The organism is Actinomadura fulvescens (assembly GCF_039533225.1).
GTDB classification, from domain to species: Bacteria; Actinomycetota; Actinomycetes; order Streptosporangiales; family Streptosporangiaceae; genus Spirillospora; species Spirillospora fulvescens.
In genome coordinates this window covers 1,287,559-1,307,234 of the sequence record NZ_BAAATD010000001.1, presented here as the reverse complement: position 1 = coordinate 1,307,234, position 19,676 = coordinate 1,287,559, and the positions used below count along the sequence as shown (strand labels likewise).

General features: G+C 73.3%; 25 protein-coding genes. 13 read left to right on the top strand and 12 right to left on the bottom strand.

Annotated features, from left to right (window positions below; all coding sequences use genetic code 11):
- Position 1 precedes the first annotated feature (1 nt).
- From ABD333_RS06170 to ABD333_RS06130, 9 genes are read right to left on the bottom strand one after another with little or no spacing between them, the layout of a single operon-like run.
- Complete coding sequence (locus ABD333_RS06170) at positions 2 to 823, bottom strand: ABC transporter ATP-binding protein (RefSeq protein ID WP_344538459.1); 822 nt, start codon at positions 821 to 823, stop codon at positions 2 to 4.
- A complete protein-coding gene (locus tag ABD333_RS06165; protein WP_344538458.1) occupies positions 820 to 1,866 on the bottom strand; it encodes a FecCD family ABC transporter permease in 1,047 nt (348 codons plus the stop codon). The genes ABD333_RS06170 and ABD333_RS06165 overlap by 4 nt, the downstream gene beginning before the upstream one ends.
- Positions 1,863 to 2,903, bottom strand: a complete 1,041-nt coding sequence (locus ABD333_RS06160) for a FecCD family ABC transporter permease (protein WP_344538456.1) — start codon at positions 2,901 to 2,903, stop codon at positions 1,863 to 1,865. The genes ABD333_RS06165 and ABD333_RS06160 overlap by 4 nt, the downstream gene beginning before the upstream one ends.
- A complete protein-coding gene (locus ABD333_RS06155; RefSeq protein WP_344538455.1) occupies positions 2,900 to 3,901 on the bottom strand; it encodes an ABC transporter substrate-binding protein in 1,002 nt (333 codons plus the stop codon). Before ABD333_RS06155 ends, ABD333_RS06160 begins: the two co-directional genes overlap by 4 nt.
- 18 nt (positions 3,902 to 3,919) lie before the next feature.
- Positions 3,920 to 4,771 carry a siderophore-interacting protein gene (locus ABD333_RS06150; protein ID WP_344538453.1) on the bottom strand — a complete coding sequence of 284 codons (852 nt, stop codon included), beginning with the start codon at positions 4,769 to 4,771 and terminating at the stop codon, positions 3,920 to 3,922.
- A gap of 20 nt (positions 4,772 to 4,791) precedes the next feature.
- Entirely contained in the window at positions 4,792 to 5,028 is a 237-nt protein-coding gene (locus ABD333_RS06145) for a phosphopantetheine-binding protein (protein WP_344538451.1), read from the bottom strand.
- The gene (locus ABD333_RS06140; RefSeq protein WP_344538449.1) at positions 5,025 to 5,693 is read right to left on the bottom strand and encodes an isochorismatase family protein; all 669 of its coding nucleotides are present in this window, start codon (positions 5,691 to 5,693) and stop codon (positions 5,025 to 5,027) included. Before ABD333_RS06140 ends, ABD333_RS06145 begins: the two co-directional genes overlap by 4 nt.
- Before the next feature lie 5 nt (positions 5,694 to 5,698).
- Positions 5,699 to 7,366 carry a (2,3-dihydroxybenzoyl)adenylate synthase gene (locus tag ABD333_RS06135; RefSeq protein ID WP_344538447.1) on the bottom strand — a complete coding sequence of 556 codons (1,668 nt, stop codon included), beginning with the start codon at positions 7,364 to 7,366 and terminating at the stop codon, positions 5,699 to 5,701.
- Positions 7,363 to 8,559, bottom strand: coding sequence for an isochorismate synthase (locus tag ABD333_RS06130; protein ID WP_344538445.1), 1,197 nt, complete (start codon positions 8,557 to 8,559; stop codon positions 7,363 to 7,365). The genes ABD333_RS06135 and ABD333_RS06130 overlap by 4 nt, the downstream gene beginning before the upstream one ends.
- Positions 8,560 to 8,693: 134 nt before the next feature.
- Between ABD333_RS06130 and ABD333_RS06125 the strand changes: the two genes are divergently transcribed.
- Positions 8,694 to 9,461: a 2,3-dihydro-2,3-dihydroxybenzoate dehydrogenase gene (locus tag ABD333_RS06125; RefSeq protein WP_344538443.1), complete on the top strand. Its 768-nt coding sequence runs from the start codon at positions 8,694 to 8,696 to the stop codon at positions 9,459 to 9,461.
- A 27-nt stretch (positions 9,462 to 9,488) separates the two neighbouring features.
- Here the strand turns inward: ABD333_RS06125 and ABD333_RS06120 are convergent, their stop codons facing one another.
- Entirely contained in the window at positions 9,489 to 10,130 is a 642-nt protein-coding gene (locus ABD333_RS06120) for a S1 family peptidase (protein ID WP_344538441.1), read from the bottom strand.
- 116 nt (positions 10,131 to 10,246) lie between these two features.
- On the opposite strand from ABD333_RS06120, the gene ABD333_RS06115 reads away from it, so the two are divergent.
- The gene (locus ABD333_RS06115; protein WP_344538440.1) at positions 10,247 to 10,522 is read left to right on the top strand and encodes a hypothetical protein; all 276 of its coding nucleotides are present in this window, start codon (positions 10,247 to 10,249) and stop codon (positions 10,520 to 10,522) included.
- A gap of 13 nt (positions 10,523 to 10,535) precedes the next feature.
- Here ABD333_RS06115 and ABD333_RS06110 read toward each other — a convergent pair whose 3' ends face one another.
- Entirely contained in the window at positions 10,536 to 11,876 is a 1,341-nt protein-coding gene (locus ABD333_RS06110) for a cytochrome P450 (RefSeq protein ID WP_344538438.1), read from the bottom strand.
- A gap of 161 nt (positions 11,877 to 12,037) precedes the next feature.
- Between ABD333_RS06110 and ABD333_RS06105 the strand changes: the two genes are divergently transcribed.
- The 3 genes from ABD333_RS06105 (at position 12,038) to ABD333_RS06095 (ending at position 14,249) form a co-directional block, all read left to right on the top strand.
- Positions 12,038 to 12,274: a hypothetical protein gene (locus ABD333_RS06105; RefSeq protein ID WP_344538436.1), complete on the top strand. Its 237-nt coding sequence runs from the start codon at positions 12,038 to 12,040 to the stop codon at positions 12,272 to 12,274.
- A 113-nt stretch (positions 12,275 to 12,387) separates the two neighbouring features.
- Positions 12,388 to 12,588 (top strand): hypothetical protein, encoded by a 201-nt coding sequence (locus tag ABD333_RS06100; protein WP_344538435.1) that lies wholly within the window; start codon positions 12,388 to 12,390, stop codon positions 12,586 to 12,588.
- Between the two features lie 206 nt (positions 12,589 to 12,794).
- Entirely contained in the window at positions 12,795 to 14,249 is a 1,455-nt protein-coding gene (locus ABD333_RS06095) for a sigma-70 family RNA polymerase sigma factor (RefSeq protein ID WP_344538434.1), read from the top strand.
- Between the two features lie 30 nt (positions 14,250 to 14,279).
- Here ABD333_RS06095 and ABD333_RS06090 read toward each other — a convergent pair whose 3' ends face one another.
- Positions 14,280 to 15,536 (bottom strand): PucR family transcriptional regulator, encoded by a 1,257-nt coding sequence (locus ABD333_RS06090; protein ID WP_344538433.1) that lies wholly within the window; start codon positions 15,534 to 15,536, stop codon positions 14,280 to 14,282.
- A 112-nt stretch (positions 15,537 to 15,648) separates the two neighbouring features.
- Between ABD333_RS06090 and ABD333_RS06085 the strand changes: the two genes are divergently transcribed.
- From ABD333_RS06085 to amaP, 8 genes are all read left to right on the top strand, one after another.
- Complete coding sequence (locus tag ABD333_RS06085) at positions 15,649 to 16,500, top strand: DUF72 domain-containing protein (RefSeq protein ID WP_344538431.1); 852 nt, start codon at positions 15,649 to 15,651, stop codon at positions 16,498 to 16,500.
- A 260-nt stretch (positions 16,501 to 16,760) separates the two neighbouring features.
- Complete coding sequence (locus tag ABD333_RS06075) at positions 16,761 to 17,291, top strand: Asp23/Gls24 family envelope stress response protein (protein WP_410557279.1); 531 nt, start codon at positions 16,761 to 16,763, stop codon at positions 17,289 to 17,291.
- Positions 17,288 to 17,641 carry a hypothetical protein gene (locus tag ABD333_RS06070; protein WP_344538429.1) on the top strand — a complete coding sequence of 118 codons (354 nt, stop codon included), beginning with the start codon at positions 17,288 to 17,290 and terminating at the stop codon, positions 17,639 to 17,641. The genes ABD333_RS06075 and ABD333_RS06070 overlap by 4 nt, the downstream gene beginning before the upstream one ends.
- Entirely contained in the window at positions 17,628 to 17,870 is a 243-nt protein-coding gene (locus tag ABD333_RS06065; protein ID WP_344538428.1) for a hypothetical protein, read from the top strand. Before ABD333_RS06070 ends, ABD333_RS06065 begins: the two co-directional genes overlap by 14 nt.
- A 28-nt stretch (positions 17,871 to 17,898) precedes the next feature.
- Positions 17,899 to 18,093: a hypothetical protein gene (locus ABD333_RS06060; protein WP_344538866.1), complete on the top strand. Its 195-nt coding sequence runs from the start codon at positions 17,899 to 17,901 to the stop codon at positions 18,091 to 18,093.
- Positions 18,090 to 18,437, top strand: a complete 348-nt coding sequence (locus tag ABD333_RS06055) for an Asp23/Gls24 family envelope stress response protein (protein WP_344538426.1) — start codon at positions 18,090 to 18,092, stop codon at positions 18,435 to 18,437. Before ABD333_RS06060 ends, ABD333_RS06055 begins: the two co-directional genes overlap by 4 nt.
- On the top strand, positions 18,434 to 19,063 hold the full coding sequence (locus ABD333_RS06050; RefSeq protein WP_344538424.1) for a DUF6286 domain-containing protein: 630 nt from the start codon (positions 18,434 to 18,436) through the stop codon (positions 19,061 to 19,063). The genes ABD333_RS06055 and ABD333_RS06050 overlap by 4 nt, the downstream gene beginning before the upstream one ends.
- Before the next feature lie 2 nt (positions 19,064 to 19,065).
- Entirely contained in the window at positions 19,066 to 19,638 is a 573-nt protein-coding gene (gene amaP / locus ABD333_RS06045; protein WP_344538423.1) for an alkaline shock response membrane anchor protein AmaP, read from the top strand.
- Positions 19,639 to 19,676: the final 38 nt, after the last annotated feature.

The window sequence follows — 19,676 nt, the reverse complement described above, 5'->3', positions numbered from 1 at the left end:
CTCAGACTCCTGGGCTCGTCGGAGCGGGCTCGTGGGCAACCGGCTGAGGGGCGAGGGTCGGCACGACCATGGGCGCGCCCGTGACCGGGTCGGGCATGACGACGCAGGGCAGGTCGAAGACCTTGTCCAGCAGGGCCGCGTCGACGATGTCGGCGGCGGCGCCCTGGGCGACGATCCGGCCGTCGCGCATCGCGACCAGATGATCGGCGAAGCGCCCGGCCTGGTTGATGTCGTGCAGCACGGCGATGATCGTCCGGCCCTCGTCGCGCAGCCGCGCCAGCAGGGTGAGCAGCCGGTACTGGTGGGTGATGTCGAGGAACGACGTCGGCTCGTCCAGCAGCAGGCAGGGCGTGCCCTGGGCGAGGACCATCGCGATCCACGCCCGCTGCCGCTGGCCGCCCGACAGCTCGTGCACCTTCCGGTCGCCGAGGCCGGCCACCTCGGCGACCTCCATCGCCTCGGCCACCGCCTTCTCGTCGTCCTCGGACCACATCGCCAGCAGCGACTGGTGCGGGTAGCGGCCACGGGCGACCAGCTGCCGCACCGTGATGTCGTCGGGCGCCACCGGGTCCTGCGGCAGGAAGCCGAGCCGCCTGGCCAGGGCCTTGCCGCCGTACGAGCCGAGGTCGCGGCCGTCGAGCCCGACCGTGCCCTCGGCGGGCCTCATCAGCCGGACGAACGCGCGCAGCAGCGTCGACTTCCCGCACGCGTTGGGGCCGACGATGGCGGTGAACTTCCCGTCGGGAACGTCCAGGTCCAGCCGTGTGGAGACCACGCGTTCGCCGTAGCGCAGCGTGAGGTCCTGGGCGCGAAGGCGTGTCAACGTCGCCTCACTTCCTGGGTCAGCAGCCAGATCAGATAGCAACCGCCGATCGCGGTGGTGACCACGCCGACCGGGAGCGACTCGGGCGCGAGCAGCGCCTGGGCGATCAGGTCGGCGGTCTGCAGCAGCACGGCGCCGGTCAGGGCGGCGGGCAGCAGCGGCACGCCGGGGGCGCGGGCCAGCCGGCGTCCGATCTGCGGGGCGGCCAGCGCGATGAACACGATCGGCCCGGCCACCGCCGTCACCGTCGCGGTGAGGCCGACGCCGGCCAGCACCATCACCAGCCGGAGCCGGTCCAGGCCGACCCCGGTGGCCGCCGCGACGGCGTCGCCCAGCGCCGCCTGGTGCATGGAGTGGGCGCGAGAGGCGATGACCACCAGCAGCACCCCGATGATCCAGAGGGGGATCGTCAGGTCGGCCCAGTCGACGCCGTTGAGCGAGCCCGTGCTCCACCCGAGCGCGGCCATCGCGACCTCCAGTTCGGCGCGCAGCACGATCCAGGAGTTGGCGGCGTTGAGGATCGCGTTCACGGCGATGCCGATGACGATCAGGCGCAGCCCGGACAGGGACGCCACCGATCCCCTGGTACGCCCGCGGCGGTCGGTCGCCAGCAGGTAGACGGCGCCCGCCGTGACGAGCCCGCCCAGCACCGAGCTGGACGCGAGCTGCACCGACGTCCCCGACAGCAGCGTGATCGCCACGAGCGCGCCGGTGTAGGCGCCCTCGTCGAGGCCGATGACGTCCGGGCTGCCCATGGGGTTGCGGGTGATGTTCTGGAAGATCGCGCCGGACACCCCGAGGGCGGCGCCGAAGACGAGGGCGGCCAGCACGCGCGGCAGCCGCCAGTCACGGACGACGACCACGTGGTCACCGGTCCCGGCGAGCGCGGCGGCCACCTCCCCCGGTGCCGTCCAGTCCGCGCCGTAGCAGAGGCCGAGCAGCCCGAGGCCGAGCATCAGCCCGGTCATGATCGCCGACAGGGCCAGCGTGCGCCGCCGGACGGGCAGGGCGCGGCCCGCGCCGCGCAGGACGACGGTGCTCACAGCGTCCCCGCCCCGTACCTGCGGACGGCCCAGATCAGCACCGGCCCCCCGAGGAACGCGGTCACGACCGCCACCGGCATCTCGCCGGTCGGCAGCAGGACCCGGGAGACGGCGTCGGCGACCAGCAGCAGGATCGGCCCCAGGATCGCCGCGTACACCGTGAGCCAGGGGACCGAGCTTCGCGCGAGGACGCGGGCCACGTGCGGCACGATCAGGCCGACGAACATGATCGGCCCGGCCACCGCGGTGGCGGCGCCCGACAGGATCGTGATCAGCGCCAGCGCGGCGAAGCGCACCCGCGTGACGTTGGTGCCCAGCGTGCGCGCCACGCTCTCGCCGAGCGCGACGGCGTTGAGCGAGCGCCCGAGCAGCAGCGCGGCGACGAGGGCGAGCCCGATCGTGACCAGGGGCGCGGCCATCGGGATCTGCTCGCGTCCGGCGAGCGACCCGACCGTCCAGAAGCGGTACTTGTCGAAGACGTCCGGCAGCATCAGCCGCATCCCGAGCGAGACGCCCTTGAGGACCGCGGTCAGCGCGACTCCGGTGAGCACCAGCCGCAGCGGCGAGGTGCGCCCGACCGAGGAGACCAGCACGGTGGCGAGCACCGCGCCGGCCGTGGTCATCACCAGCTCGGCGCCGGGCGAGGTGGCGATCCCGAGGGCGGCGCCCAGCGTCATGGCGAAGCCGGCGCCCGCGGTGACCCCGAGGATTCCCGGATCGGCGAGCGGATTGCGCGACAACGCCTGGACGAGCACGCCCGCCACGCCCAGCGCGGCGCCCACGCCGATGGCCAGCAGCGCCCGGGGCACCCGCACGTCCCGGACGATCATCTGGTCGCTGGAGCCGTCGTAGGCCACGAGGGCCCGCACCACCTCGCCGGGCGCGACGGCGTGGGAGCCGACGGCCATGCTCAGCAGCGCCACGACGACGAGTCCGGCCAGCCCGGCGACGAGCGCCGCGACCTGCGAGGTCGCGGCGCCCGGCGCGGCGCCCGGTGATCCGGGCGGCGAGAGCGGCCGCTGTTCGACGGCCGTCACTGCTTGAGCAGCGGAGCGAACGCCTGGTCGACCGCGCCGAGGGTCTGCATGGCCTGCTTGTAGCTCGCGGCCTCGGTGTAGCGGAAGGCGTAGGTCTTGCCTGCCTTGACCGCGGGAAGGTTCTTCCAGAGGTCGGAGTCGAGCACGTACTTGACGGGCGGCGGGATCGACCCGTCGGGGTTGACCGAGTAGGTGATGGCGTCGGCGTCCTTGAGCGCCGCCGGGAGCTCCTCGATCGAGGGGTACTCGCTCACGGACTTCGAGCCCGGCCCCTTCACCTTCACCTGGCCGTAGTACTTGGCGCCGACGTCGTTGGCGACGTTCGTGCCCCAGGACCTGTCGAACTCGCGCTGGAAGTTGCCCTTGGCCACCTCGCCGTACGCGCCGATGTGGGCGAGCTTCAGCTTCGGCAGGACGTCCTTGTACTTGGTGGCGAGCTGGGCGGCCTTGGTCTCGTACGCGGACTTGGAGGCGTCGAGGCCCTTGAGCACGCCCGCGGCGTCGGCCTGGCGGCGCGACAGGTCGCGCCAGGCGGACGGGACCGTCGGGCCGATCGCGACGACGGGCGCGATGGACCGCAGGCGCTTGACGTCGATGTCGCCGAGGACCGGGGCCGGCACGCCGATGACGATCACGTCGGGCCGGGCCTTGGCGATCGCCTCGTAGTTGGTCTCGGCCGCGGCCTCGCCCGCCACCTTCTCCAGCCTGTCGTAGGTGGCCCTGGTCTGGGCGTCCATCATCGGCACGCCGCGCTTCCAGGTCGAGATCCCGACCAGCGGGGCGCCGGCCTCGATCAGGGCGGGGACGGCGTAGCCGGTCGCCACGACCCGTTCCGGCTTGACCGGCACCTTGATGTCGCCGTTGTCCGCCTTGATGACCCGGGTGGCGCCCTTGGCGCCGGACGAGCCGCCGGCGTCGCCGGACGAGCAGCCCGTCGCGACCAGGGCGAGCGAGAGCAGCAGGGCTCCGCTGAGACGGGCTGTTCGACGAGTTGACATGGGGGTTTCCTTACTCGTTCAGTGATCGTCGTCGTCGTAGTCGGCGACGCCGCGTTTCCAGTAGCCGGTGATGTCGTGGTCGTTCCTGCCGAGCCGCAGCTCGTCCCGGACCCAGCGGCGGAGCGGCTTCAACTCCCCCGCCTCGCCCGCGAGCCACGCGTACAGGCGCTCGCCCTCGGGCACCCGCACCGTTCGCACGGCGCGTTCGAGAAGCCCGGCGGTGCCGGGCGGACGGCCGCCGCGGTGCAGCCAGCGCACCTCGACGTCCTCGGGCGCCGGCAGCTCGATCTCCTCGGCGGCGCCGGCGACCTCGACGAACGCCCAGCCCGCCGCCGTCCGCGGCAGCTCCTCCAGCCACCGGGCGATCGCCGGCAGGGCCGTGAGGTCGCCGGCCAGCAGGTACCGGTCGTACGCGTGAGGCACGATCACGCCGCCGGGTGGTCCCGCGACGTGCACCGGCGTGCCGGGCTCGACGGTCTCCGCCCAGCCGGACCCGAGGCCGCCCTCGTGCAGCACGACGTCGATGTCGAGCTCGCCCGCCGCCGCGTCGTAACGCCGCACCGTGTACTCGCGGGAGGTCGGGGAGGGGCGCGGCCACTTCAGCATCAGCCCGTCGGGCTCGGGCAGCCGCAGGCCGCCGTCCTCCTCCGGGAAGATCAGCTTCACGTGCTCGTCCGGGGCGTGCGCCTCGAATCCGCCGAGGCCGGGCCCGCCGAGGGTCACCCGGATCAGGCCCGCGCCGACCGGCGCGGTGCGCAGCACCTCGACCTCGCGGATCCGGATCGGGTAGCCGACCCGGTCACGCGTCGTCCCGGCCCTCACCTCCGCGATCCGTTCCAGGTGGCGGTGCCGATGGTCGGGCCGGCTCACGTGACCTCCGGGCAGGGCGCTCACGTGCCCGCCACCAGGGACGTCCAGTACGCGAGCTCGGGCCGTTCCGCCAGGTCGGGCACTTCCAGGTGCGGCGCTCCCGCCTCGCGCCAGCGTTCGACGAGCGTCATGAGCCGCATCGAGTCCAGCCCGAGGTCGAAGAGGTTCTCACCGGCCCCGATCTCCGCGGGATCGCAGCCGACCATGGCCGCGATGTCGGCGCGGACCCGTTCGGCGGTCAGGGCGGGGGCGCTCATCGGCTCCCCCCGACCGGGGCGGCCGCCGTCAGCGCCGTCGTGGCGGCGGCGGCCGTGGTCACCGCGCCGCACCGTTGCGCGACGTACTCGCAGGCCTGGTCGTGCCGTTCGCGGGAGAAGTCCGCGACCGCGTCGGCCACCAGGAACGGCCTGATGTCGCGCATGAACGCCTCCACGGCGGTCGCCTGGCAGCCGATGTGGGCGTAGACGCCGGTGATCAGCAGCTGGTCGCGGTCGTGCACGGCGAGCTGTTCGGCGAACGTGCTGCGCTGGAAGGCGCTGTAGCGCCACTTGGTCAGCACGCGGTCGCCCGGAGCGGGTGCCAGCGGCGACACGATGTCGGCGGCGGCGGGGTCGTCGTCGATCACCGCGCCGATGCCCTCGCCCCAGAACTCGGTGAGCAGGCCGCGGTCGGTGGGTTCCTGCCGTCCCGGCTGCGCGGTGTAGAACACCGGCACGCCGTACGCGCGGGCGGCGGCCACGAGCAGCGCGATGTTGGCGGTCACGTCCGGCAGCGGCGCGCCCGCGTACGGCGCCAGGAAGTAGCGCTGCATGTCGTGGACCAGGAGCGCCGCCCGGTCCGGGTCGGGCCGCCACTCCACCCGGCCGGCGGGGACCTCCTCGGCGGTGGGCAGCGAATAGGGCTGGATCATTGGCAGGGACATGAAGATCACCCGTCCTCGCGGAGGGCGGCGAGCGCCGCCCTCAGGTCGCGCTTGCTGGTCTTGCCGACGCCGGTCGCCGGGAACGCGTCGACCACCCGGACCAGGTCCGGGACCTTGAACGTCGCCACGCCGCGCTCCCGGACGAAGCGGCGCAGCTCGGGGGCGGTGGGCGCGGCGCCCGCCGCCGGGACGACGTAGGCGCAGGTCCGTTCGCCGAGATACTCGTCGGGCACGGCGACGACGGCGGCGTCGAGCACCGCGGGATGGGCCATCAGGTGGTCCTCGACCTCCTCGGCCGCCACCTTCTCCCCGCCCCGGTTGATCTGTTCCTTCGCGCGCCCGACGACCTCCAGGTGCCCGGACGGACGGCGCCGGACCAGGTCGCCGGTCCGGTAGAAGCCGTCCGGGGTGAACGCGGCGGCGTTGTGGGCGGCGGCCCGGTGGTAGCCGCGGATCGTGTACGGACCGCGCGTCAGCAGGGCTCCCACCTCCCCCGGTCCGACCACGTCGGCGGAGGACGCGTCAGGGTCGCCGGGGTCGACGATCCGGAGCTCGTCGTCGGGCGAGATCGGGCGCCCCTGGGTGCCGAGCACGAGCTCGTCGGGGTCGTCCAGCCGCGTGTAGCAGACCAGGCCCTCGGCCATCCCGAACACCTGTTGCAGACGGCAGCCGAGCGCGGGGGCGATCCGCCCGGCCAGCTCGCGTCCGCACTTGGCGCCGCCGACCAGCAGCACCTCAAGGCTGGACAGGTCGCGCCCGGTGCCGCTCGCGGCCTGCACCCACGCGGCGGCCAGCGGCGGCACGACGCCGGTGATCGTCACCCGTTCGGCTTCGATCAGGCGGAAAGCGGTGCCGGCGTCCGGCCGGGGGGCCAGCACGACGGCCGCGCCGGTGTGCAGCGCGCCGAGGACGCCGGGCGAGCTCAACGGGAAGTTGTGCGCCACCGGCAGGGCCGCCATGTAGACGCTGTCCGGGCGCAGCGCGCAGATGCGGGCGCTCTCCCGGACGCTGAAGAGGTAGTCGTCGTGGGTGCGCGGGATCAGCTTCGGCACGCCGGTGCTGCCGCCGGACAGTTGCAGGAACGCCACGCCCGCGGGGTCGGGATCGGGCAGCTCGCGAGGCGCCGTCGCCGCCAGGTCGTCGAACTCCGCCGAGCCGACGGCCAGCACGTGCCGCAGGGACGCCACGTCCCGGGCGACGGCGCGCGCGGTGGCCGCGTGCTCGTGCCCTTCGTGCGACTCCACGGTGAGGATCGCGACCGCCCCGGTCTGCGCGGCGAAGTGCCGCAGCTCGGTGCGGCGGTGGGCGGGCAGGGCGAACACCGGCCGGGCGCCCGCGCGCCAGAGCCCGAAGACGACGGGCATGAACTCGGGGATGTTCGGCAGCTGGAGCACCACATGGTCGCCCGGACCGATGCCCAGGCCGGCCAGTCCGGCCGCGATCCGGTGCGCGCGTTCGTCGAGTTCGGCGTAGGTCCAGCGCGTCACCGTCCCCGCTCGTTCACCGGCGACGGCGAGCCGCCCGGCGTGGGCGTGCGCGAGCGAGGTGAGCAGCGCGCCGAACGTCTGGCCGCGCCAGTACCCGGCGGCGCGGTAGCGGGCCGCCACGTCGGCGGGCCACGGAACGTGGTCCGGGCCGGGCCCTTCGCCGCCGGGCGCGTCGTCGCCGGTCACGCGGCGCCCTCCAGACCGAGGGCGCGCAGCATCGTCGCGAACTTGGCGGTCGTCTCGGCGAGCTCGCCCGCCGGGTCCGAGCCCGCGACGACGCCCGCGCCCGCGTGCAGCCGGACGGTGCGGTCGCAGACCTCGGCGCCCCGGAGGGCGATGATCCACTCACCGTCGCCGTCCAGGCCGGTCCAGCCGGCGAGGCCCGCGTAGTACCCGCGGTCCTCCGGTTCCAGGTCGGCGATGGTGTCGCGGGCGAGGGCCGTGGGCACCCCGCACACCGCGGGCGTGGGATGCAGCGCCTCGGCCAGGCCGAGCGCGGACGAGGCCGGGTCGGCGGGATCGGCCAGCCGGCCGGTGATCCGGCTCGACAGGTGCCACATCGTGGGCGTCCCGATCACTTCGGGCTCGGCGGGCACGTGCAGTCCGGCGCAGTACCGGGCCAGCACCTCGCCGACCTGCGCCACGACATGGGCGTGTTCGCCGCGGTCCTTCGCCGAGGCGAGCAGCGCCGCCGCGCGCCGCCGGTCCTCGGCGGGGTCGCCGGAGCGCGGCGCCGATCCGGCGAGCGGGTTGGCCAGCACCTCGGCGCCGCGCCGCGCGACCAGCAGCTCCGGGCTGGCGCCCACCAGCGTGCGGGTGGCGGGGTCGCCCGGCGCGGTGACGTCGACGGCGAAGGCGTGCGTGGCCGGGTCCGCGTGCACGAGCCGGGTGAGCAGGGACGGCACCGCCACCGGCCGGTCCGCGGTGAGTTCGAGGCAGCGGGCCAGGACGACCTTGTCGAGCCGGCCGGAGCCGATCAGCGCGAGCGCGCGGCGGACACCGTCGGCGTAGGCCGCCGGTTCGGGTCGCGGGGTGACCGACCACCGCGTGCGGGCGTCGGCCGGCCGGGCACCGCCCGCCGCCGGGGCGCCCGCGCGCCGCACCACGGCCGGGACGACCAGGCTGCTCGCCGAGCCGGGCCGGAAGCCGACGGCTCCCACGACCACGGGCTCCTCGACGCCCGCGACCGCCGCCGCGTCGAGCGCCTCGGCGGCGGCGCGCGCATGGGAGCCGTCACGGGACCGGACGAAGGCGTGCACGCCATCGGCGAGCAGGGAGCCGCGCGGCGAGGAGCAGTAGAACGAGCCGGGCAGGTAGGCGGCCAGCAGATCCGCCGCTCGGTGCGCGGGCCGGGGGCGAACCAACGCGGGTGAGGACACGAGGAGCTTCCTTTGCAGCCGACAGTCCAATCTGATGATCAAGGTTAGGTAAGGCTAACCTAACATCGATCTTTACCCAAGGCCCACCAGACACTTAGGTTAGGCTTGCCTAACTTTCTGGGGAAGGGGACGCGGTGAATCTTCCGGTCAGCGGCATCTCGGGCCGGACCGCGCTGGTCACCGGCGCCGCGAGCGGCATCGGCGCGGCCGTGGCGGCCGGGCTGGCCCGCGACGGAGCCGCCGTGGCCGCGGTCGACCTCACCTGGTCAGACCCGGTCGCGACGGAACGGACGACGCCCTTCACAGCCGACGTCGCCGATCCGCCGGCCGTCGCGCGCGTCGTCGCCGAGGTCGAGGACACGCTCGGCCCGATCGACATCGGGGTCAGCGTCGCCGGCGTCCTGCGACCGGCATCGGTGTGCGACACCACCGACGAGGACTGGGCCGCGACCTTCGCCGTCAACGCCACCGGCACGTTCACCGTGCTGCGCGAGCTCGCCCGCCGGATGGCGCCCCGCCGGCGCGGCACCCTGGTCACCGTCGCCTCGAACGCCGCGGGCGTGCCGCGCACCGGCATGGCCGCCTACGCCGCATCCAAGGCCGCCGCCGTGATGCTCACCCGCTGTCTCGGGCTGGAGCTGGCCGGCCACGGCATCCGCTGCAACGTGGTGTCGCCCGGCTCGACCGACACGCCGATGCAACGTCTGCTCTGGACCGGCGGCAACGGCGCCGACCAGGTCATCGCGGGCGCCCCCGAGCAGTTCCGCGTCGGCATACCGCTGGGCCGCATCGCCGATCCGGCGGACATCGCCGAGACCGTGCTCTTCCTGGCGTCCGACCGGGCCCGGCACATCACCATGCAGAACGTCTACGTGGACGGCGGCGCGACCCTGCGCGCCTGACCCGGCAGGCGGAACGTCCGAACCGGCCTACTCGGTCACCAGCGTGAGCCCGTAGACCGACAGCACCTTGCTGATGGGCACGAAGTACGAAGGACAACCGCCGCCGCCGGTGCCGACCAGGATGCCCTGCGCCTGCCCGTTGGCGATCAGCGGCGCGCCCAGGTCGCCCGGCTGCGCGCAGATGCTGGTGCGGATGAGCCCGGTGAGCACGCCGTCGGGGAAGCTGACGGTGACGTTCACCGCCTGGATCACCCCGCACTTCCAGCCGCTGGCCGCTCCCGACATGCACACGGCCGCGCCGACCGGCGCGGCCTGCGCGCCGCGCACGGTCATGAACGTGCCGTCGTGCCGGTTGACCAGGCCGCGCGGCCTCCAGGCGGTGCTGGTCCGCACCCAGCCCCCGGCGTTGCCGGGGAAGGTGGAGGCCTGCACCGTTCCTTGCGCGACCCCGTTGTAGCCGATGGCGGTCGCACCCGCCCGGCCGCACTTCCCCGAGGTGACGTAGCCGCCCCGGACGGAGAATCCGACCGTGCACCGCCCTGCGACGGGCGCCGTGGTGAACAGATCGCCGCCCCGTACGTCGTGGACGGCCGTGGCCACCGCGTGCGGCGGGGGCGCCATGGTCAGCGAGGCAAGGGCACCGGCGAGAAGGAGGAGACTCCGGATCATCGGCTCTCCCAGAGATCGGGGGTGGTGTTCCCCCGTCATTGAAAGCACAGAATCGGGGCGCGATCCATCACCGGATCCGGCCACCGGCCGCCGTCATCATGAACGTGGAGGACGACATGGAGGCAGGAACCAACGAACCCGCCGCTCCCGCCATCCGAGCCGACGGCGAAAGCGGCGGCGCTTCCGGCCGGGTGTTCTACGGCTGGTGGATCGTCACCGCGCTGGCCATCACCCAGACCGTGGGCTACGGCGTTCTCTTCTATGCCTTCGGCGTCGCGACCATCGCCCGGCCCGCCCTGGTCGCCGAGCAGTACGACACCATCGCGTACGGGACCGTCTCGGGCCTGCTCACCACCGGCCGGCTGCGGGGCCGCACCGGGTCCGGGGCTTGAGAACGTGGCCGGCTCAGGCGGGAGTACGCGGGGTCAGGTTCATGCGGATGTCGTCGGCCGCCCACAGGACGAAGCGTTCGATCGGCTCGATCGTCTGCTCGGACGCCAGGCGGAAGTCGAACCGCCTGAGGAGCGTCGCGAGGACGAGTTCGGCCTCGACCATCGCCAGTCCGGCGCCCTCGCAGCTCCGGGGGCCGAGCCCGAACGGGATGTAGGCGAACCGGTGCCGTCCGGCGGACGCTTCCGGAGTGAAGCGGTCAGGATCGAACACCTCCGGGTCGGGCCAGTGGTCGGGGTTCATGTGGACGGCCCAGAACGGATAGAAGATGGTCGTGCCCGCCGGGACGGCGTAGTCGCCCAGCACCAGGTCCTCGGTGGTCTCGCGTGCGCCGTACGGCCCCGGCGGATACAGGCGCATCGCCTCCTTGAGGACCATGTCCAGGTACGTCAGCCTCTTGAGGTCGCCGTACCCGGGCACAGCGCGGTCACCGAGAACGGCGTCCACCTCGTCGGCGGCGCGCTTGGCCACGTCCGGATGCCGTGCCAGCAGGTAGAGCGTCCAGGAGATGGCCACGCCGGTGGTGTGGTGGGCGGCCAGCAACGTCATCAGGACGGTGTCGCGGATGCGCGCCGGGGACTCGCCCGACGCGGCCAGGGCCGCGACCAGGTCGCTGCGGTCGGCCTCCGCCGATTCGCGGTGCGCGGCGATCACCTGGTCGACGGTCGCGCGCAGGTAGGCGAGGGCCTGCTCGACACGGGCGGCGCGTTCGTCCTCGTCACCCGTCTCCGGCTGGTAGAGCCGCCCGAGGTGTTCGGTGAGGACGGTCTCGAACGCCGACACCACCCGTCCGGCGGACTCCTCGGACGCAAGGCCGCTGCCCAGAGCGTATTCGCAGATCATGCGCAGCGAGAGCGCGCTCAGGTCCTTCTGCAGCTCGACCGGGGGCGGCTGCCCCTCCCACCGGTCGGCCAGTTCGGTCGCCAGCTCGGTGAAGCGCGCGAAGTGCGCCTCGTGCGAGGGGCGGCCGGCCAGCACCGACAGCATCACCTTGCGCCACGGCACGTGCTCGTCCGCCGGAAGCGTCTGCAGGTTGCCCGACTCCTGCAAAGGCGCGAGGAATTCGAAGAGCTTGTCCGGCCTTTTGTTGATCTTCGCGGTGGCCTCCAGCAGGAGCGGATCGGCGACCGACACCGCGAGGTCGGCACCGGGCAGCGGGAACCGCACCACCGGCCCGTATTCGGCGTGCAGCCGCAGCTGGTAGTTGTGCAGCCCTCCCGCCGCCGCGATCGCTTCGACGCCGCCCTCCGCGGGCGGCCCGGGAATCTGCTCTGGGGTGATGCCGTCGCCTCGCATGACACTCTCTCGCGTCGAATTGATTCGGTCGTCCCGGGATTAAGTGCTGTGCTCGCATACTCTCAGGTATTCACCGTAATGACCGGCTTTTGGGCGCCGCCGGCCTCGCCGTCCCGTGGTTTCAGTGGCTTCCGACCATGGAATAGAGGACGGACGATGGCTTGGCACGTTCTGAGGGGGACGGTATGGGCGCCGGGGACGACGAGGCACGTGAGCGGCTGAAGGAGATCGAGGAGACGCTGGACGTGCTGCGGGGTGAGATCGGGCCTCCCACCGACGATCCGAAGGACTACGGCGACGCCGCCGCCGAAATGCTCGCCAGGGAGGAGCAGGGCGCGCTGATCGAATCCCTGGAGAGGGAACAGGCCCAGCTCCGGCGGCAACTCGGACTGGATTGACGCCCTCCGGGTCTGATGAACAGGTTTGTCCTCAAATACCCGGGGCAGAGTCGTCTCGTTCAACGATGTGAACGCCATTCACGTCCCCCCGTGGCCGACCGTCGGAGGTAGCGATGCGCATCGGAACGGCTCTGCTCGTCATCTGGCTCGTGATCGGCGCGCTGGCCGCCGGGCAGCGCCACTACTTCGACGACGACTCCGACACCGACTGCTCGAACCTGGCGACGATCGCGGTGACCATCGTCGCCGGACCGCTCAACTATGTCGGCGTGAATCCGAAGATCTCGTGTAAGGCGCCGGAGCCGAGCAAGTAACGGGCAAGAGGCCGCGCATTCCTCCCACAACCCCGTATCCGGGTGATTCCCGAGTACGAAGTGGTAGCTTTCGGGCACCCTAGCCGCCCGGCGTCACCGGCTTCCACCCGCTCACCGGGTCGCCAGGGAGCTTGGGGCCGCCCCAAAGCGCGAATAGTGGCTGGCGAGGGTTGTGGTGACTTGTGAGGCTTGGGTTGGATGGCCTGGTGGCTACGCGCGTGGGGACGGAGTCGGACGCCGATCTGGTGGCGGCGGCCGGGACCGGCGATGAGCAGGCGTCGGGCGAGCTGTTCCGGCGGCATCACACCGCGGTGCTGGGATACGCCCGGGGCCTGGTCCGCGACCAGCACGCGGCCGAGGACCTGACGAGCGAGGCGTTCACGCGGACGCTCGCGGCACTGCGCCAGGGCATGGGGCCTCGCGAGGCCTACCGGCCCTACCTCTACACCGTCGTGCGGAACGCCGCCGTCGACTGGGCCCGGGCGGGCCGCCGCACGGTGGTGACCGACGAGGTCGCCGAATGGGCCGACCGCCCCGCCGACGAGCTGCCCGACCTGGACGAGCTCGACGCGCTGGTGCGCGCGTTCCGTTCCCTGCCCGAACGCTGGCAGACCGTCCTGTGGCACACGATCATCGAGGACGAGCCCGTCCAGCAGGTCGCGGAGCTGCTCGGGATGGAGCCCGGCGCGGTCGCCCAGCTGGCGTTCCGGGCCCGCGAGGGGCTCCGGCAGGCCTTCCTCGCGGCCAGTTGCGAGGGCCGTCCGGAGTGCGCGGAGTTCACCGCCCAGCTCGCCGCGAGCGTCCGGCGTCCGGGGCGGCGTCGCGGCCGTGCCCTGCGGCGGCACCTGGAGTCCTGCGCGGACTGCCGGCGCACCGCCGAGGAGATGTCCGACCTCAACGCCCGCCTGCGGCGCGCCCTGCCGGTCGGGATCGTCGCGCTGGGGGCGCCCTCGGCGCCGCTGAGCGCCCTGGTCCAGGCGGGCGGCTCGTCCCTCTCCGGCTGGGTCCTGCCGGCGGGGCTCGCGGGAGTCGGCGCGGGCGCCCTGCTGGCCATCCTCTTCGGGACGATGGTGCTCGGACCGGCCGAACGCACGCCGCCGCCGCAGGCCGCGCCGCCCAACAGCCCACCCGTGCTGTCGGCGAGCCCGACTGCGACCACGCCGGTGCCACCCGCCCGCGCGGGCACGGCGCCGCCCGTGTCGCCCAAGCGGATCAAACCCGCCAGGCCGAGGCCCCGGGGCGCCGCTCCCGCCTCGGCCGGGGTCTTCCGGATCCGCAGCGCGACCCTGCAGTCCTGCCTGGCCCCGCAGGGCGCGAACGTCGTCCAGCGCCCCTGCGGCAACGCGGCCACGGCCTGGCGGCGCACGAACACCGCCGGCGGCTTCACGCTGAAGAGCGGGGCGAACGGCAAGTGCATGAGCCGCGGCGCGGCCTCGGCGTCCGTCCCGTGGGAAGGCAGCACCGAGTACGCCGTGACCACGACGCCCTGCGGGGGGCCGAACCAGGTATGGAAGATCGTGCAGACCGGCGGGGTGGCCGGCGCGCGGCTGGCCAACGGAAGCTGGTACCTGCAGGCGAGCTATTCGGGGCTCCAGCCGGTCACCCTGAAGTCCTCGTCGTTCTCCGGCATGGCCGCCCAGGGCTGGTCCATGGATCGGTAGCCGCCCTGGGCCGGCCGGCGGTGGCGGCGCTCACCCGCAGCTGAGCTGGTCGCGGGCGAGCGGCTCGGCGTTGAGGGTGAGCCAGGCACGCAGCGCCATGTGCAGTTCCAGCCGCCCGGTGGTGGCGTGGACGCTGTCCCCGAAGAGATCGTCGAGCTGGCGGATGCGGTAGCGCACGGTCTGGGCGTGCACGTGCAGCCGCCCGGCCACCTCGGTGGCGTTGAACCCGCACTCCAGGCACGTCAGCAGCGTCTCGGCCAGCCGGTACCGCTGCGCGGGGCGCACGGTGAGCAGCGGCGCGAGCCGGCGCTTGATCATCCGCTCGATCAGATCGCGTTCCCGCATCATCAAGATGATCGGCATGTGCGCCTCGGCCACGATCAGCCCGGTCGCGTCGATCAGCCCCTGGCCCGCCAGCTCCAGCGCGTCGGCCGCCCACCGCATCGACATGGCCAGCTCGGTGATCTCCACCGTCGGGCCGATCGCGGCGGACCAGCCGCGCAGTTGCTGCCGCAGGATCTGGTTGCGTCCGGGGCCGTCCGGATCGGGGACGATCAGGCACGGCTCGGTGCGGTGCAGCCCGAGCAGCACGTCGGGCGGCACGGCCGGACGGCGGGTGTCGGTGCCGTGTTCGCGCAGCGCCACGGCGGCCACGGTCCGTGGCAGCGGCCAGCCCGCCTCACGGGAGGGCTCGCGGAGGTCCTTCAGATCCGGGGCCGGGTCGCCGAGGAGCAGGTCGAGCAGCCGCCGCCGGCGGTCGTGGTGCGCACCCGCCGCGCGGGCGGCGGCGTCGGCGTGCCCGGCGGCGACGATCTCGGCCAGCTGGTTGAGGTATCCGAAGACGGCGTTGGCGATGCCCGCCACGATGGTGGGGCTGGTCAGATAGCCGAGCTTCTCCGCGCGTTCGGTCAGCCGCTCGACGGCCACCCCGGCGCCGATCCGGATCGCCGCCTGCCAGGCGTCCAGCGTCCGTCCCTCGATGGCCTCGCCGATGCCGACCCCCCGCCAGAACTCCAGTACCTCGCCCGACCCCGAGTCGGGGTCGGCCATCAGGTCCAGGAAGTGGCCGATGGCCTGCTCGACGCCGACCCCGAGCGCCTCGGCGTACCGGGGATCGTGGGGCCGCAGGAACTCCGGCACCCGCTCCTCGATCCGGCGGGCCGCCTCCGCGGCGATCTCCGGCACGTACGGACGAAGATCGCGTGCGATCCGCGCGTCGTCCCGGAACGAGAGTCCCAGTTCGATGCGGGGAAGGGGGAGGCCGACCACCCGGCTGCGGTCAGACAATGAGATCTCCTTCACTCGTACCGACGTGATGGAGAGACGGCGAGGCTACGGCGGGATTACGGAGTTTCGCCAAATTTTTTGTCTTCTCGGCGGCTTCGGTAGCGTCGGGGCCATGCGGCTTCATGTGGGATGCGCGATGTGGGCTCACGCGCCGTGGCAGGGGCGGCTGCTCCCCCATCCGCTGTCCCCGCAAGAACGCCTGCGTGCCTACGCCAGCTGGTGCAACGCGGTGGAGGGCAACACGACGTTCTATGCCACGCCGAGCCGGGACACCGTGGAGTCGTGGGCGGCGCAGACAGGCCCGGACTTCCGCTTCGTGGTGAAGCTGCCCAAGACGATCACCCATGAACGCCGGCTCACCGGGGCGGACGAGGAGCTGCGCGCGTTCCTGACGGCCGTCGAACCCCTCGGGTCACGGGCCCACGCCCTCTGGATCCAGTTGCCGGGATCGTTCGCGCCGTCGGATCTGGCGACGCTGGCGGCGTTCCTGCGGCGGGCGCCGCGCTCGTACCGGTGGGCCGTCGAGGTCCGGCACCGGGCGTTCTTCGAGGACGCGCGGTCGGCGGGATGGCTCGAACGGCTGCTCACCGAGGTCGGCGCCGAGTGGATCCCGTTCGACACCGTGACCATGTTCCAGAGCCCGCCGGCGAGCGACGCCGAACGGGACGCCTGGACGAAGAAGCCCCGGGTGCCGCGCCGGTCGGCGGCGCTCACCGACCGGCCGATCGTGCGCTACCTGGGCCGCGACGACACCGAGCGGACCGTGGAGGGCTGGCGGCCGTGGGTGGGCCGGGTCGCCGAGTGGCTCCGCGAGGGCCGGTCGCCGACGGTCTTCATCCACACGCCCGACAACGCCGGCGCGCTGACGCTCGCCCGCCGTTTCCACGACGAGGTGCGCGAGCGAATGCCGGAGGTCGAGCCGTTGCCCGAGCCCGTTCCGGCCGGGCCGCCGACCCTTTTCTGATCCGCTGCCACCTGCGCGAACGCCACAGAAAACACAAAGAAATGGTCTGCTTGTGCAAATTCAACCATTATTCTTTTCTGGCGTCATATTACGGCCCACGCGGGTATGAAGTCGGTTATCCATGCTTCATGCTCACAGACCGATCGGGGGAGAGGATCGTGGGTCAGGGCAACGGGAGGAGCACGACCACGGACCGTTCGAGTGCGGACGGTTCGACCACGGAAGGATCACGGCAGGCGGGGACCGATGCCGGCACGAGCCTGCCCAGGACGGGCACGTCGAGCACGTCCGGCACCGCGAAGTCGGCGGGCTCGTCGAGCGCGCCGGCCCGGTCGGGGGCGAGCACGCGCTCGGCGGACGGCGGGGCGCTCGTCACACAGCAGGGGCGCACGACCATCGCCGACGGCGTCGTCGCCAAGATCGTGGGGATGGCGGCCCGGGAGGTCGGCGGCGTGCACGCCATGGGCGCCGGCATGGGCCGGACGCTCGGCTCGATGCGCGAGCACATCCCCGGCATGACCAAGAGCGTCTCGCAGGGCGTGTCCGTCGAGGTCGGCGAGCGGCAGGCGGCGGTCGACATCGACGTGGTCGTCGAGTACGGGGTGGCGATCCCGGCGCTCGCCGACGCCGTCCGCGACAACGTCATCCGTTCGGTCGAGCAGATGTGCGGGCTGGACGTCGTCGAGGTCAACATCACCGTCGACGACATCCATCTGCCCGAGGAGGACGGGAACGACGACCAGGACTCGAGCCGCGCTTCGGACAGGCCCAGGGAGTCGCGAGTCCAATGACCCCGGTCGAGGCTCCGGCGCCCGGCTCCACCGGGGCGCCGCCCGCCGGGGAACTCGCCGAGCGCGTCGCGGAGACGGCCGTGCGGTGCCGCGGCGTGGCCCGCCTCGCCACGGACGGGCCGGAGCGGGTGGTCACCTACCGGCCCGGGGCGCCGTTGCGGGGGGTGGCCGTGCACGACGACGAGCTGGTGGTGTGCGTGGTCGCGACGCTGGAGCGGCCGGTGTTCGAGACGGCCGACGAGGTCGCCGCGGCCGTCGCTCCGCTGGCGGATGGACGGTCCGTGCACGTGATCGTGGGAGACATCGTCACGGCCGCGGGCGGCGCGGACGCGGTCGATGGGCAGAACTGACCGGGCCGCCTTCCGCGCCTGGATCCGCGCCAACCATCCGGACGCGGGCGGCGACCCGGAGGTGTTCGCGGCGGAGCTCCACCGCCGGCGCCACGGACGGGCGGCCGGCGGCGCGTCCGGGCGTGCGTCCGGTGGGGTGACCGTCGTACGGCGGCGGCGGGGGCCACGCGGCGCCGTCCAACGATGGCTGGAGCGTCGCCGCCGGCGACGTGCTCGCAAGCTGAACTGATGGGGGAACCACGATGGATGACATGAAGATCTGGCCGCTGGTCGGCCTCGCCTTCGGGACCGTGCTGGGGGTGGTCGCGGGATTCGGGGGCTTCGGGCCGTTCCTGGCCGTGCTCGTGCTCGGGATCATCGGCTTCCTGGCCGGCCGGGTGATCGCGGGCGAGCTCGACATGGGCGCCCTGTTCGGGTCGGCGAACGCCCGGCGCGGCAGGTCGTCCTCATGACCGCCCGGCTCGTCTCCGACCGCGGGACCACCGCGATCGACGACCGGGTCATCGTGGCGATCGCGTGCCGGGCCGCGGCGGGAACGCCGGGCATCGGCGGCGTGGCGGGCCGGCTCGGCTCCCACGCGGGCGCCGGCGAGCATCCGCGCGGCAGCACGTCCGCCGAGGGCGACCGGATCTCGCCGCGTGTGCGGATCTCGGTGGCCTATCCCGCCTCGGTGCGTGAGGTGACCCGGCAGGCCCGCAAGCGCATCCAGCACGAGCTGAGGACGATGACCGGCCTGCGGGTCGGCCCGGTGGACATCGACGTCGCCGCGCTGCCCCAGGGGACGTGGTCGTCATGACGACCACCGCCGGACAACTGCGCAACGCGCCGAGCCGGGCGGAGGCTCCGCCGCGCGCCGCCGACCGCGCGGCACGGCGGGCGGCCCGCCGTGTCTTCCGGCCGCGCCGGGTGTGGCCGGCGCTGGTGACGGCGGCCGTGCTGACGGCCGCGGGCACGATCGTGGCCGTCGAGGCCATCTCCGCGCTCGCCGGCAGCCCCGCCCGGGTAGTCCCGTACGAGCGGCTGGCGAACTGGCTGGCCGGCGCCTCCTGGGAGAGCGCCGCGATCGTCACCGCGGGTGTCGGGGCCGTGCTCCTCGGCCTCGTCGCGCTGCTGGCTGGGCTGCTGCCGGGGCACACGCGGCTGATCCGGCTGCGCACCGACGACCCCGATCTCGTCATCGGCGTCACCGAGCGCGGCCTGCGCACCGCGGCCGGAGCGGCGGCGCGCGACCTGGACCTGGTCAGCGACGTCCGGAGCGTCAAGACGCGAGGCCACCGGGTCATCGTGACGGTGGCCACGCCGGTACGGGAGGCGGGCGACCTCAAGGAGAGCGTCCGCACCGCCGTGCGGACGCGCCTCGACGAACTCGGAGTCGAGCCCGCCCGCACCGTCGGCGTCCGAGTCCGGCACAAAGGGGCGTGACCGTGGACCGCAGAGCCGCGTTCATCAACCGCTTCGGGCTGACCGTCGTGGGCGTGCTGCTCACGGTGGGCGGCGCCGCCGTGCTCGCACGGGCTCTCGGTGCCTGGGGATCATCGAGCGCGCCCGTTCTCACGGACACGGTGCGCCGCTATCCGCAGGGGCAGTCGTGGTTCTGGCCGACGGTGGCGGCCGTCGCCTGCGCCCTGGCCTTGATCGGCGTCGCCTGGCTGCTGGCGCAGGCCCGGAGCGAGAAGCTTCCCGGCCTGTCCTTGGAGGCCGACGACTCCGACGGGCAGACCCGGGTCTCCTCGCAGGCGGTGACCTCCGCGCTGGAGGACGAGATCGAGACCCTGCCGGGCGTGTACGGGGCACGCGCGCGGCTGCTGGGCGACAAGGAGCATCCCAGGCTGATGCTGAACGTCGCGTACGGCGCCCGCGCCAACCTGGACGCGCTGCGCAAGGGCATCGAGGAGAAGGCCGTGACGCACGTGCGCGCCGCCCTGGACCTCAGCTCGCTGCCCACGGTCGTCCGGCTGCGCCTCGTCGCCGGCCAGCATCGCCGTACCGTCGTCTGACCACGGGCTCGCCTTGGCACCCTTACCGACGTACGCGC

What these genes read in the sequence shown, in the direction of transcription:
- ABD333_RS06155 (WP_344538455.1), bottom strand. Translation starts at nt 3,901, where the DNA reads ATGTCAACTCGTCGAACAGCCCGTCTCAGCGGAGCCCTGCTGCTCTCG.
- ABD333_RS06145 (WP_344538451.1), bottom strand. Translation starts at nt 5,028, where the DNA reads ATGAGCGCCCCCGCCCTGACCGCCGAACGGGTCCGCGCCGACATCGCG.
- ABD333_RS06140 (WP_344538449.1), bottom strand. Translation starts at nt 5,693, where the DNA reads ATGTCCCTGCCAATGATCCAGCCCTATTCGCTGCCCACCGCCGAGGAG.
- ABD333_RS06120 (WP_344538441.1), bottom strand. Translation starts at nt 10,130, where the DNA reads ATGATCCGGAGTCTCCTCCTTCTCGCCGGTGCCCTTGCCTCGCTGACC.
- ABD333_RS06115 (WP_344538440.1), top strand. Translation starts at nt 10,247, where the DNA reads ATGGAGGCAGGAACCAACGAACCCGCCGCTCCCGCCATCCGAGCCGAC.
- ABD333_RS06110 (WP_344538438.1), bottom strand. Translation starts at nt 11,876, where the DNA reads ATGCGAGGCGACGGCATCACCCCAGAGCAGATTCCCGGGCCGCCCGCG.
- ABD333_RS06100 (WP_344538435.1), top strand. Translation starts at nt 12,388, where the DNA reads ATGCGCATCGGAACGGCTCTGCTCGTCATCTGGCTCGTGATCGGCGCG.
- ABD333_RS06085 (WP_344538431.1), top strand. Translation starts at nt 15,649, where the DNA reads ATGCGGCTTCATGTGGGATGCGCGATGTGGGCTCACGCGCCGTGGCAG.
- ABD333_RS06070 (WP_344538429.1), top strand. Translation starts at nt 17,288, where the DNA reads ATGACCCCGGTCGAGGCTCCGGCGCCCGGCTCCACCGGGGCGCCGCCC.
- ABD333_RS06065 (WP_344538428.1), top strand. Translation starts at nt 17,628, where the DNA reads ATGGGCAGAACTGACCGGGCCGCCTTCCGCGCCTGGATCCGCGCCAAC.
- ABD333_RS06055 (WP_344538426.1), top strand. Translation starts at nt 18,090, where the DNA reads ATGACCGCCCGGCTCGTCTCCGACCGCGGGACCACCGCGATCGACGAC.
- ABD333_RS06050 (WP_344538424.1), top strand. Translation starts at nt 18,434, where the DNA reads ATGACGACCACCGCCGGACAACTGCGCAACGCGCCGAGCCGGGCGGAG.